A 12,287-nucleotide genomic window follows, 5' to 3' on the forward strand; every position below is an offset into this window, starting at 1 on the left:
TCGATGGGTCTGGTTGCAGGGATCGATGCAGGGACGCAGAGCCTGAAGGTGCTGGTCTATGACCCGCGGACGCAGGTGGTGGTGGCCTCGGCCAGCGTGCCGCTCGCGCTGGACAGCGGTGCCGACGGCAGCCGTGAACAGGCGCCTGCCGGCTGGGTGTCGGCCCTGCGCGACTGCTTTGCCAGGATCGACCCCTCGCTGCGCGCTCGCATCGTCGCACTGGCGGTATCGGGGCAGCAGCATGGGTTCGTGCCGGTTGATGATGCTGGCGAGGTACTGGCGCCGGCCAAGCTGTGGTGCGACACCAGCACCTCGGCCGAATGCATCCAGATCATGGACGCCGTGGGCGGGTTCCAACGGACCATCGCGCTGGCGGGCAACCCGATCCTGGCCGGCTACACAGCGTCCAAGCTGCCCTGGACCCGGATCCACCGTGCCGACGCCTATGCGCGGCTGGCGACCATCCTGCTGCCACACGACTACCTGAATTTCGTGTTGACCGGGCAGCGGTTCTGCGAGCTTGGCGATGCGTCCGGAACCGGCTGGCTGGACGTGCGCACACGCACCTGGTCGCAGGAACTGCTGCGCGCCACCGATCCTGATCGTGATCTTGCCGCCTGCCTGCCGCCGATCGCCGCACCCGACGCCCTGTTCGATATCGCGCCGAAGGCCGCGGCCGCGCTCGGGCTTGCAGCGGCGGTGAAGGTGGCCGTTGGCGGCGGCGACAACATGATGGCGGCGATCGGCACCGGCTGCGTCACGGAAGGTCGACTGGCGATGAGCCTGGGAACCTCCGGAACGCTGTTCGCCTATTCCGGCTCGCCAATGATCGATCCGGACGGCGCGTGGGCGGCGTTCTGCTCGTCCACCGGTGGCTGGCTGCCGCTGATCTGCACCATGAACTGCACCGTAGCCACCGAACGCGTGGCCAGCGCCTTCGGTTTCAGCACCCGCGACGGCGATGCGCACCTCCACGCGACGCCGCCGGGCGCAGGGGGGCTGGTGATGCTGCCGTTCCTCAATGGCGAACGCACCCCCGACCTGCCGCTGGGCAAGGGCGTGCTGGCTGGCCTGGACATTGCCAATTTCACCCCGGCGCACGTGTACCGCGCCGCCGTGGAGGGCGCGACCTACAGCCTGAAGTACGGCTACGACGCCTTCGTCCGCGCGGGCATGCAGTTCGATCGCATCGTGCTCACCGGCGGCGGCAGCAACAGCGCGGCCTGGCGTCAGCTGGTGGCTGATGTGTTCGGCCTGCCGGTGGACGTCCCGGTGCAGGCCGAAGGCGCGGCGTTTGGTGCGGCACTGCAGGCGCTGTGGGCGCTCGCCCGGGCGCAGGGAGACGCCACCTCGATCAGCGACATCACCGCGCGCCACGTCACCGTCGATCCCGCGCAGTCCGCACGGCCGGATCCGGATCGCAGTGCTGCCTATGCACGGGCCTACGCACGCTTCCTCAGCCATCTCGATGCCATCACGCCGCTGCAGCGCGGCTGATGGCTCCTCCACGACACCCCGTACAACGACAGGAGCACGCACCATGAGCACGCAGCCCTTCATCGGCGCCAAGGAGTACTTCCCCGGCGTCGGCCGCATTCCGTTCGAGGGCAAGGGCTCGGACAATCCGCTTGCCTTCAAGGTCTACGATGCAAACCGGGTCATCGGTGGCAAGACCATGCAGGAGCATCTGCGCTTCGCCGTGTGCTACTGGCACACCTTCTGCAATGCCGGGCACGATCCGTTCGGCCCGGGTACCCGACAGTTCCCGTGGGAGGCAGCCTCGCCACTGGCCACGGCCGAAGCGAAGGTGGACGCGGCGTTCGAGTTCTTCACCAAGCTGGGCGTGCCGTACTGGTGCTTCCACGATATCGACCTGGCGCCGGATGCCGACGACATCGGCCAGTACCAGAAGAACCTCTCGCACATGGTGGCCCTGGCCAAGGCGCGCCAGGAGGCCACCGGCGTCAAGCTGCTGTGGGGCACGGCCAACCTGTTCTCGCACCCGCGTTACATGAACGGCGCATCGACCAACCCCGACTTCGCGGTGGTCGCGCGCGCAGCGGTGCAGGTCAAGGCCGCGCTGGAGGCCACGGTCGAACTCGGCGGCGAGCACTACGTGTTCTGGGGCGGACGCGAAGGTTATGCGTCGCTGGCCAATACCCAGATGAAGCGCGAGATCGAACATTTCGCGCGCTTCCTCGCCATGGCCCGCGACTACGGCCGCAGCATCGGCCTGAAGGGCAACTTCCTGATCGAGCCCAAGCCGATGGAGCCGATGAAGCACCAGTATGACTTCGACAGTGCCACGGTGGTGGGCTTCCTGAAGGAGCATGGGCTGGACAAGGACTTCAAGCTCAACATCGAAGCCAACCACGCCACGTTGTCCGGGCACACCTTCGAGCACGACCTGCAGGTTGCGTCCGACCATGGCCTGCTCGGCAGCATCGATGCCAACCGCGGCAACGCGCAGAACGGCTGGGACACCGACCAGTTCCCCAGCGATCTGTACGACACGGTGGGTGCGATGCTGGTCGTGCTGCGCCAGGGCGGGCTGGAGGGCGGGTTGAACTTCGATGCCAAAGTGCGCCGTGAGTCGACCGACCTTGAGGATCTGTTCATTGCCCATATCGGCGGCATGGATGCGTTCGCACGCGGGCTGGAGGTTGCCCATGCACTGCTGACCGAGTCGCCCTGGGAGCAATGGCGCAAGGAGCGCTACGCGAGTTTCGACAGCGGCGCCGGCCAGGAGTTCGAGCGTGGCACGCTCAGCCTGCCGGACCTGGCGGGCCTGGCCGCCCGCCTCGGCGAACCGCACCAGGCCAGCGGCAAGCAGGAGCGTTACGAAAACCTGCTCAACCAGTACCTGCTGCGCTGAGCGCGGCAACGGTGCACTCAAGGGGACGGGAATGAACCAGGCAGCAGGCAGCGGTGAGAACACCCGGCTGATCGTACTGATCAGCGTGGTAGCGACGATTGGCGGTTTTCTGTTCGGCTTCGACAGCGGCGTGATCAACGGCACCCAGGACGGCCTGCACCAGGCGTTCCGGTCCGGTGAATGGATGCAGGGGTTCGAGATCGCGTCGATGCTGCTGGGCTGTGCGGTGGGCGCGTTCAGTGCTGGCCGCCTGGCCGACCGCCTCGGCCGTCGCAACGTGCTGATCCTGTCGGCGGTGATGTTCCTGCTGTCGGCACTCGGTGCCGGGGCGGCGGCCTCGTCGGGCTGGTTCATTGCGGCGCGGGTGGTGGGTGGGTTCGCGGTAGGCGCGGCGAGCGTGATCTCGCCGGCCTACATTGCCGAGGTCGCTCCGGCCCGCTATCGCGGCCGCCTGGCCACGGTGCAGCAGATCGCGATCATCACCGGGCTCACCGCTGCCTTCCTGTCCAACTACCTGCTGGCGGCCGCAGCGGGCGCGTCGACCGAGCCGCTGTGGGCCGGGCAGGCTGCCTGGCGCTGGATGTTCTGGATGCAGGCCGCGCCATCGCTGGTGTTCCTGCTGCTGTTGCTGACCATTCCTGAGAGCCCGCGCTACCTGGTGGTCAAGCGGCGCAAGGACGACGCGCTGCGCGTGCTGACCCGGCTGCTCGGCAACGACAAGGCCCGCGCCACGCTCGAAGAGATCGATGCCTCGCTGTCCAACGACCACCATCGCCCGCGCCTGTCCGATCTGAAGAGCCGGGCGACCGGGCGGATCCGCCCGATTGTGTGGGTCGGCGTCGGGCTGGCCTGCTTCCAGCAGCTGGTCGGCATCAACGTGGTGTTCTATTACGGCGCCGTGCTGTGGCAGGCGGTCGGCTTTTCCGAAAACGACGCGCTGCTGATCAACGTGCTGTCCGGCGCGCTGAGCATCGGCGCCTGCGTGGTCACGGTGCTGCTGATCGACCGGATCGGCCGCAAGCCCCTGCTTTGGTTCGGCTCGGCCGGGATGTCGCTGTCGCTTGCACTGGTGGTGGTCGCGTTTGCAAGTGGTTCACTGGCCGACGGGCATCTGCAGCTACCCGGGCGCATGGGCACGCTGGCGCTGGTGGCGGCCAATGCCTATGTCGTGTTCTTCAACCTGTCGTGGGGGCCGGTGATGTGGGTGATGCTGGGCGAGATGTTCCCGAACCAGATCCGCGGTTCGGCACTGGCGGTCGCCGGCGCAGCGCAATGGACCTCCAACTTCGTGGTGACGGTGACGTTCCCGATGCTGCTGGCCGCGGCCGGGCTGGCGGCCACCTACGGCATCTACCTGGTGGCGGCGATCATCTCGGTGATTTTCGTGGTCCGGCATGTGCACGAGACCAAGGGCAAGGAACTGGAGCAGATGGAAGGATGAGCGCCATGACATCGCAGACCTCCGTATCCCGCAGCGGCATGCTGCTCGCAGTAGTGATGCTGGGATTGCTCGGTTGCCACGGCCAGGACCGGCCCGCCGCCACTGCGGGAACCGCCAGCGACCCGTGGCCGCAGGTCACCTGGCCACTGGCCGCGGATCCTGCTCTGGAGAAGCGGATCACCGACCTGATGGCCGGCATGACGGTGGAGGAAAAGGTCGGCCAGCTCGTGCAGGGCGACATTGCCAGCCTCACCCCCGATGACGTGCGGCGCTACCGCCTTGGTTCGATCCTGGCCGGTGGCAATTCCGACCCCGGTGGCCGCTACGATGCGTCGCCAGCCGAGTGGCTGGCGCTGGCAGACGCCTTCTACGACGCCTCCATGGACACGTCGAAAGGCGGCAAGGCCATTCCGCTGCTGTTCGGCATCGATGCCGTGCACGGGCAGAGCAACATCATTGGCGCCACGTTGTTCCCGCACAACATCGGGCTGGGCGCCACGCGCAATCCGGAGCTGCTGCGGCAGATCGGTGGCATCACCGCGCTGGAAACCCGCGTCACCGGCATGGAGTGGACGTTCGCACCGACCGTTGCGGTACCCCAGGATGATCGCTGGGGCCGCAGCTACGAGGGCTACTCGGAATCGCCCGAGGTGGTGGCCAGCTATGCCGGCGCCATGGTGGAGGGATTGCAGGGCAGGGTGGGAACACCGGAGTTCCTCGATGGCCGCCATGTGATCGCCTCGGTGAAGCACTTTCTCGGTGATGGCGGCACCACCGACGGCAAGGACCAGGGCGACACCCGCATCAGTGAGCCGGACCTGGTGCGCATCCACGCCGCCGGATACCCGCCGGCCATCGCCGCCGGCGCGCAGACCGCGATGGCATCGTTCAACAGCGTCAATGGTGAAAAGATGCATGGGCACCGGCACTACCTCACCGATGTGCTCAAGGGACGCATGAACTTCGGTGGCTTCGTGGTGGGCGACTGGAATGGTCATGGCCAGGTCAAGGGCTGCACCACCACGGACTGCCCGGCCACGATCAACGCGGGCCTGGACATGGCGATGGCCTCGGACAGCTGGAAAGGCTTCTACGAGACGACGCTGGCTGCGGTGAAGGACGGCCGGATAACGCCGCAGCGCCTGGACGATGCGGTGCGCCGGATCCTGCGGGTCAAGTTCCGCCTGGGGCTGTTCGAGGCCGGCAGGCCGTCCACGCGGGCCGTTGGCGGGCAGTTCGCACTGATCGGCGCGCCGGCACATCGCGCGGTGGCCCGGCAGGCCGTGCGCGAATCGCTGGTCCTGCTGAAGAACCAGAACGGCGTCCTGCCGCTGTCGCCGAAGCAGCGGATCCTCGTGGCCGGCGACGGTGCCAACGATGTCGGCAAGCAGGCCGGGGGCTGGACGCTCAACTGGCAGGGCACCGGCACCACGCGCAAGGACTTCCCCAATGCGGACTCCATCTACGAGGGCATCGCGCGCCAGGCCAGGGCGGCCGGTGGTGAAGCCGTGCTTGCCGTTGACGGTCGCTATGCAGTGAAACCCGACGTGGCGGTGGTGGTGTTTGGCGAAGACCCCTATGCCGAGTTCCAGGGGGACCGGCCCACCTTGGCCTACAAGCCGGGCAACGAAACGGATCTGGCGCTGCTCAAGCGACTCAAGGCCGATGGCATACCGGTCGTCGCGGTCTTCCTGAGCGGGCGGCCGCTCTGGGTGAACCGGGAAATCAATGCCGCCGATGCCTTCGTGGCCGCGTGGCTGCCGGGCTCGGAAGGCGCCGGCATTGCCGATGTACTGCTGCGCGGAAGCGATGGCCGGGTGCAGCACGATTTCAAGGGCAAGCTCAGTTTCAGCTGGCCGCGCACCGCCACCCAGTACGCCAACAACGTCGGCCAGAAGGACTACGATCCGTTGTTTGCGTTCGGCTTCGGCCTGACCTACGCCGACAACGGCGACCTGGCCGCGCTGCCGGAGGCATCGGGCCTGACCGGCAACGAGGGCGCGACCGGCGTGTTCTTCGCGCGCGGTGATGCAGGCCCCGGCATGGCGCTGCGCCTTGAGCAGGCCGCAGGCCAGGGCCTGACCGTGACCCGCGTGCCGGACGCATTGCCCGATGATCGGCTGAAGATCACCGGCGTGGATCATCTGGCGCAGGAGGATGGGCGACGCCTGGCCTGGTCGGGCAAGGGCGAGGCCGTTGCTGCACTGCAGTCGCACACGGCGCTGGACCTGCAGCGCGAATCCAACGGTGACCTGATGCTGCTGACCACGCTGCGCGTGGACGCTGCGCCGGAGGGTGAGGCGTGGCTGTCGGTCGGTTGCGGCGTGGGCTGCTCGGCACGCATCGCCATCGGGCCGTCGCTGGCGGCGCTTCCACAAGGCCAGTGGAAGCGCGTTGGCGTGCCGCTGAAGTGCCTGGCCAAGGCGGGTGCAAAGCTGGACGCGATCGACCGACCGTGGTCGGTGGTGACGGCCGATGCGATGACGATCTCCGTGTCACGCGTCGCGCTGGGCGCACTGAACGAAGCCGAGGTCGCCCTTGGATGCGGCGCATGATTGCTGCCGGCCTGACCGGCACCCTGCCGCCTACTGCGCAGGCGCAGGCATGAGGGCGGGGCCTTCGCTACCGGCGCGTGGGCGGTGCGGCTACCGAACCGCGTGCGATCAGCCGATGCGGCATCACATGTTCGCGCAGCACCGTTGCGTCCCCCGCAGGACGGCGGATGGTGCGCAGCAGGATGTCGATGGCCGCGTTGGCCATCGAGGCGATGGGCTGGTGGATCGTGGTCAGTTCCGGCCACACGGTGGTGGCGGCCGAGGTGTCATCGAAACCCACCACCGACAGGTCGCGTGGCACTTCCAGCCCGCGCCGATGCGCCACGGAGATGGCGGCGGCGCCCATGTCGTCGTTGCTGGCGAAAATCGCGGTCGGTGGCCGGCGCTGGGACAGCAGCTTCTCGGCCGCTGCCAGGCCGGACCGGTAGGTGTAGTCACCGTGCTGGACCAGGCCGGGCTCCACCGCCAGCCCGGCCTCGCGCAGGGCGGTGACGAAGCCGTCGTAGCGGAGCGCACTTGCGCTCAGGTCATCGCGCCCACGGATGAAACCGATGCGGGTGTGTCCCTGCCGGAGCAGGTGATCGGTCATTTCCCTACCCGCACTGAAATCGTCGATGCGGACGCAGGACAGGGCCTCGCTCAGGCGACCCGATGCGATGGCCACCACCGGAATGCCAGCCTTGACCAGTTCGCTTACGGCGGCCTGCGATTCGCACAGCGGCGGCGGCAGGATCACGCCGTCGACGCGTCCGGCGAGCGCACGCGCCGCCCTGCGTTCGGATTCGGCATCCAGGTTGTCCCAGTAGTCGATGACCAGCTGGATGGCGGAACTGGAGGCGACGCGCAGCAGGCCCACCAGCAGTTCGCGCAGGTAGGCGCCGCTGGGGTTGGTGTAGATCAGCGCAATGCGCGTGTGCTGTGCAGCGGCCAGCGAACTGGCGGCAAGATTGGGCGTATAGCCCAGCTCACGCACGGCGCGCAGCACGCGCTCGCGGGTGACGTCGCGCACCTTGCCCTGGTTGATTACCCGCGACACGGTCATCGGCGAAACGCCGGCAAGGGCCGCAACCTCGTCGATCGTCACGCCTGCGGTTCTGCGGCGAACCGATTTCTTCGGCTTGTCCAATGCACGATCCCTTTGTTCTTGGTGGCGCTGCCGCGCGGGTGCGAAGGACGATGATGCGCTGCCCCGGGCCCGGACGTAGTCTACAAAGGCGCATGTTAACGCCGTTGTTGCGCGCTGTCGGCACGCAGCTGTGGGCCCTGCTCGTGCTGCTGGCCTGTGTTGGCGGGGCACGGGCGGAGGATGGCTATGCGCTGTGGATGCGCTACCAGCCGGTTGCCGCAACGGTCGCTGCCGATTACCGGCGGCAACTGGCCGAAGTGGTGGCCCCGGATCGCACGCCGATGCAGCGCGCCACCCGCGACGAGCTTGCGCGCAGCCTCCCTGGATTGCTGGGAGCGGCGCCGCCAATGCGAACGGCAATCAGTACCGAGCGTGCCCTGGTGCTGGGCACGCCGCAATCTTCGACACTCGTCGCCGCGTACGGCAACGAGATCGCCACGTTGGGCAACGAGGGGTTCCTGATCCGGCGGGTCCGGATCGAGGGGCGCGATGTGCTGCTTGTGGCGGCACGCCAGGATGTCGGCGTGCTGTATGGCATGTTCCATCTGCTACGCCTGCTGCAGCGTGGCACCCCGCTGCAGGCGCTGGATGTGCGTGAGTCGCCGCAGGTCGCACTGCGTGTGCTCAACCATTGGGACAACCTGGATCGTTACGTCGAGCGTGGCTATGCGGGCAGCTCGCTGTGGGACTGGCAGACGTTGCCGCAGTGGCGTGACCCGCGTTACACCGACTACGCCCGTGCCAACGCCTCGCTCGGCATCAACGGCACCGTCCTCAACAACGTCAATGCCAGTGCGCTGAGCCTGTCGCCGGCCTATCTGGCCAAGGCCGCCGCGCTGGCCGACCTGTTCCGGCCCTATGGCATCCGGGTCTACCTGAGCGCGCGCTTCAGTGCGCCCATCGAGCTTGGCGGCCTGGCAACGGCTGATCCGCTGGATCCGGCTGTGCGGCGCTGGTGGCGCGACAAGGTCGATGAGATCCATGCGCGCATTCCGGATTTCGGCGGTTTCCTGGTCAAGGCGAACTCGGAGGGGCAACCCGGCCCGCAGGATTACGGTCGTTCCCATGCCGACGGCGCCAACCTGCTGGCCGAGGCACTGGCGCCCTACAACGGCGTAGTGATGTGGCGCGCCTTCGTGTACTCGCACCAGGTTCCCGAAGATCGCGCCAAGCAGGCGTACAGCGAGTTTGTCGGGCTGGACGGTGCCTTCCGCCCCAACGTGATCGTGCAGGTGAAGAACGGTCCCATCGACTTCCAGCCGCGCGAGCCGTTCCATCCGCTGTTCGGCGCCATGCCACGCACGCCGCTGATGATGGAACTGCAGATCACCAAGGAGTACCTGGGTTTTGCGACGCACCTGGTGTACCTGGGAACGCTTTACGAAGAAGTGCTGCAGGCCGACACCCATGCACGTGGCGAGGGCTCCACGGTCGCCCGCGTGATCGACGGCTCGTTGGAAGGTCATGCACTGACCGGCATCGCCGGCGTTGCGAACATTGGCGTAGACCGCACCTGGAGCGGCTCGCATTTCGACCAGGCCAACTGGTACGCGTTCGGGCGACTGGCATGGAATCCGCAGCAGTCCGCGCGCGGCATTGCCGAGGACTGGGCCGCGCTGACCTTCTCGCCCGACCCGCAGGTGACCGGCCCGATCGTGCGGATGATGATGGACTCGCGCGAGGCGGCAGTGGACTACATGACGCCGCTTGGGTTGCATCACCTCATGGCACGCGGCCATCACTACGGTCCCGGCCCCTGGGTGGACGGCGGCCCGCGTGCGGACTGGACGTCGGTCTACTACCACCGTGCAGACCGCAACGGCATCGGCTTTGACCGCAGCGCAAGCGGAAGCAACGCCGTGGGGCAGTACTTCCCGCCGGTTGCCGGGGTTTATGGCGATCCGGCGCGGGTGCCCGAGTCGCTGCTGCTGTGGTTCCATCACGTGCCGTGGGACCGCCGCATGCGCTCGGGCAGGACGCTGTGGGACGAACTGGTCGGGCGCTATTCGCGGGGTGTGCGCCAGGTGCAGTCGATGCAGGCGACCTGGGCGGGCCTGCGTGACCGGATCGATCCGCAGCGGCACCAGCAGGTGGCGGCGTTCCTGCAGATCCAGCGCGAGGAAGCGCAGTGGTGGCGCGATGCCAGTGTGGCGTACTTCCAGTCAGTCAGCGGCCGACCGCTGCCGGCGGGAGAACGGCCACCGCCACAGCCGTTGTCGTACTACCAGGCGTTGCAGTTTCCCTTCGCACCCGGAGATGGGCGATGAACCGGTTCGGATGGTCCGCGCGCGCGGCGGCGTTGATGGTGCTGGCGTGGCTTGCCGCACCGGTGGCGGCCGGCGAAACGACGGGTTTGCTGCACCCGCTGTTCCAGGACCATGCGGTCCTGCAGCGCGACCGGCCGATCACCGTCTGGGGCCAGGCAAGCCCTGGGCAGGCGGTATCGGCCACCTTCGCGGGCCAGGCGGTGGCCACACAGGCCGATAGGGCAGGCCGCTGGCAGGCCATGTTCCCCGCCATCGCCGCAGGCGGCCCGTACACCCTCGAGGCAACCGCCGGGACCCGGCGTGAGACGGCGCGGGATCTTCTGGTCGGCGACGTCTGGTTGTGCGCGGGGCAGTCGAACATGGAGCTGCCGGTCTGGCGCTCGCTCAACGCAGCCAGCGAGATCGCCTCGGCCACGCTGCCACGGATCCGGCTGTTCAGCGTGCCGAAGGACGCGGCCGTGCAGGCGCAGGAGAGCTTCAAGGGTGACCCTGGATGGACGCGGGCAACGCCCGATTCGGTGCGCGGTTTCTCTGCAGCCTGCTTCTATTTCGCCCGCGAACTGCAGCGCACGGTTGCCGTACCGATGGGGCTGATCCAGGCAGCGTGGGGCGGCTCGCGGATCGAGGCCTGGACCAGTACCGATGCCCTGCGCGGGCAAGGTGGCATGGACGAGGCCCTCGATATTCTCGCGCGCTCTGCCCGTGATCCGCTGGAGGCACGCGCAGCCTGGGGCCGCCACTGGCAGCACTGGTGGGAGACGCGCGAAGGGGCGCTGCCGGGCGACGCACCTTGGCGCGCGGATACCGATGACCGCGCATGGTCGCACGCACCGGCCACACTGGGCGCATGGGAGCGGTGGAACGAGCCCGCGCTTGCCGATTACAACGGCATGGTCTGGTATCGCACGCAGGTGGTGCTGAGCGCTGAACAGGCTGCACGCGGCGCGACCCTGGAGCTGGCATCGGCCGACGAGGTGGACGTGACCTGGGTGAACGGGGTCGCCGTCGGCAGCCAGTACGGCGCCGGCCAGAGGCGCTATCCGTTGCCGAGTGGCCTGTTGAAGGCGGGATCCAACAGCATTGCGGTCAACGTGCTGGACACCTACGGCGAAGGCGGCCTGGCCGGCCCCTCAACGGCATACGGCCTGCAGTTCGACAACGGCGAGCGCGTGGCACTGCAGGGCCTCTGGAAATACCGGGTGGCGGCGGGCCAGCAGGCGCCGCCTTTCGCGCCATGGCAGGCCGCCACCGGGCTGTCGACGCTGTACAACGGGATGATCGCACCGCTCGGGGGCTTCGGGCTGCGCGGCATGCTCTGGTATCAAGGTGAATCGAACACCAGCGATGGTGCGGCGTATGCGATGCGGTTGCGTGCGCTGCGCGAGGACTGGCGGCGGCAGTTCGGTGCGCGCACGCCACTGCTGCTGGTGCAGCTGGCCGGCTACGGCCAGCCGCCGGTGGTGCCCGCCGCCAGCGGTTGGGCGCAGGTGCGTGAGGCGCAGCGGCGCGTCGCCGCCGAGGATGCGCGGAGCGGGCTCGCCATTGCCATCGACATCGGCGACGCCTACGACATCCATCCGCCGAACAAGCAGGAGCTCGGGCGCCGCCTGGCGCGCGTGGCGCGCCACGTGGTGTACGGCAAGCAGGACGTGGCGCCGTCGGGTCCGCGAGCGGTAACGGCCGTGCGGACGCCCGCTGGCGTGGCCATTGCGTTCGAGGATGTCGAAGGCGTGCTCACCGCGACCGGCGCGCTGCGTCCGATTGGTTTTGAACTGTGCGGGACCAGGGGTGATACCCGCCACTGCGACTACGGCGACGCCGAACTGGATGGGCGCCGGATCCTGCTGCGCGGCCCGCTGTCGACGCACGCAACGCATGTCCGCTATTGCTGGGCCGATGGCCCGGTGTGCACGCTACGCGACCGCAGCGGGGCACCGGCAGGCCCGTTCGAACTTCCCATTGCCGAAGCCGAGACGCGACGATGATGACGTTGTCCAAGCAGTCCCCTCCGGTCCGCGACAGG

At 68.0% G+C, this 12,287-nt stretch carries 7 protein-coding genes; 6 read left to right on the forward strand and 1 reads right to left on the reverse strand.

The genetic code is table 11. From position 1 onward, the window contains the following. The first annotated feature begins 3 nt into the window (after positions 1-3). From xylB to ACUVWL_RS06405, 4 genes are read left to right on the forward strand one after another with little or no spacing between them, the layout of a single operon-like run. Positions 4-1,497, forward strand: a complete 1,494-nt coding sequence (gene xylB, locus ACUVWL_RS06390; protein ID WP_445978941.1) for a xylulokinase — start codon at positions 4-6, stop codon at positions 1,495-1,497. Positions 1,498-1,540: 43 nt separating this feature from the next. Then, positions 1,541-2,875, forward strand: a complete 1,335-nt coding sequence (gene xylA, locus ACUVWL_RS06395; protein WP_032959039.1) for a xylose isomerase — start codon at positions 1,541-1,543, stop codon at positions 2,873-2,875. A gap of 31 nt (positions 2,876-2,906) precedes the next feature. Then, positions 2,907-4,316, forward strand: a complete 1,410-nt coding sequence (locus tag ACUVWL_RS06400) for a sugar porter family MFS transporter (RefSeq protein WP_046430740.1) — start codon at positions 2,907-2,909, stop codon at positions 4,314-4,316. After that, positions 4,313-6,871, forward strand: a complete 2,559-nt coding sequence (locus tag ACUVWL_RS06405) for a glycoside hydrolase family 3 protein (protein ID WP_445978942.1) — start codon at positions 4,313-4,315, stop codon at positions 6,869-6,871. The genes ACUVWL_RS06400 and ACUVWL_RS06405 overlap by 4 nt, the downstream gene beginning before the upstream one ends. A 67-nt stretch (positions 6,872-6,938) precedes the next feature. On the opposite strand, the gene ACUVWL_RS06410 is transcribed toward ACUVWL_RS06405, so the two are convergent. After that, positions 6,939-7,997: a LacI family DNA-binding transcriptional regulator gene (locus tag ACUVWL_RS06410; RefSeq protein WP_014647205.1), complete on the reverse strand. Its 1,059-nt coding sequence runs from the start codon at positions 7,995-7,997 to the stop codon at positions 6,939-6,941. A gap of 92 nt (positions 7,998-8,089) precedes the next feature. Here ACUVWL_RS06410 and ACUVWL_RS06415 point away from each other — a divergent pair, with 92 nt between their 5' ends. Further along, a complete protein-coding gene (locus ACUVWL_RS06415; protein ID WP_445978943.1) occupies positions 8,090-10,264 on the forward strand; it encodes an alpha-glucuronidase family glycosyl hydrolase in 2,175 nt (724 codons plus the stop codon). Continuing rightward, entirely contained in the window at positions 10,261-12,249 is a 1,989-nt protein-coding gene (locus ACUVWL_RS06420; protein ID WP_164076899.1) for a sialate O-acetylesterase, read from the forward strand. The genes ACUVWL_RS06415 and ACUVWL_RS06420 overlap by 4 nt, the downstream gene beginning before the upstream one ends. The last annotated feature ends 38 nt before the right edge of the window (positions 12,250-12,287 follow it).

It is taken from the genome of Stenotrophomonas muris, assembly GCF_052751275.1.